The 858-nt window shown below is 43.2% G+C and carries 2 protein-coding genes; one reads left to right on the top strand and one right to left on the bottom strand.

Annotated elements, in window-relative coordinates; translation table 11 throughout:
• Positions 1-158 precede the first annotated feature (158 nt).
• Positions 159-503, top strand: coding sequence for a hypothetical protein (locus C3418_RS24280; protein WP_146054164.1), 345 nt, complete (start codon positions 159-161; stop codon positions 501-503).
• Positions 504-677: 174 nt separating this feature from the next.
• Here C3418_RS24280 and C3418_RS24590 read toward each other — a convergent pair.
• The coding region (locus C3418_RS24590; protein ID WP_219812716.1) for a hypothetical protein at positions 678-858 on the bottom strand (181 nt) is incomplete at its 5' end.

Genomic DNA, 858 nt, shown 5'->3' with positions numbered 1-858 from the left:
AGGGTAGAATGAGAATTTTTGACATCTCAGTTCTCCAAAAAAGCGTTCCATTTATCGCAAAGATGATGGAAATGGAACAGCCAAAGTTGCCGCCGAAAGCCAAAAAATCCAATTTTAATGTTGAATAACAATTCATTGCCCCTGGTGTAACATTTGGAATGATGAAAGAGGTTTTAAATATCGTTCCAAACACTTTGCAGGTTGATTTCATTAACGAAGCTGGCCAAACAATTTGGATGACCATAAATCGTGACTACTTGACGATTAATCCAGATGATATGGTTTTGAAATATGGTTCGAGTCTGCCAGGCGAGTGGTATGTGATTGGTTTCATTGACGCACTTCCCGAAGCGGAAGCAGATGAAATAGCTACTTTATCTTTTGAGCCAAATTCAATGAAAGACGGCATTCACGGGATGCTGTCCGGTATAAGAGGATTAGCCGGACGGAGTAGTAATTCATATGGTATGACACCACTTGTTATTTTCAGGAATATTAGATAAAAAAAACCCGGCCACCGCGCCGGGTTTTTTGTACCCTCATCCACCAGCTCCGCCATCAATCCCCACCCCGGACTCCATGATCCTGACCTTAGCGTCGGGATTTTTTTTGTCTTCAATCACGCAATTTCATATCCCAAACCACCCAAGTAAAGCAACGCTGTACCTTTTATCACTTCAACGCTTGACCGGATAGTAAAGTGGTGATTTACTAGTATCACCAAGACGCACCACGAACCACCCAGGCATGGGGCCCACCAGACCACTCAGCAACTCGTCTGCCGTCTTCTGCCTGAAAAAAACACAACCCAACGTAAGAGCAAAAATACCATCTAACAGACAGCAAACAACACAAACA

The sequence above is a fragment of the Aeromonas sp. ASNIH8 genome, from assembly GCF_002919855.1.
Lineage (GTDB): Bacteria > Pseudomonadota > Gammaproteobacteria > Enterobacterales > Aeromonadaceae > Aeromonas > Aeromonas caviae.
The sequence above is the reverse complement of the archived record's forward strand: the minus strand, read 5'-3'. Positions and strand labels throughout refer to the sequence as shown.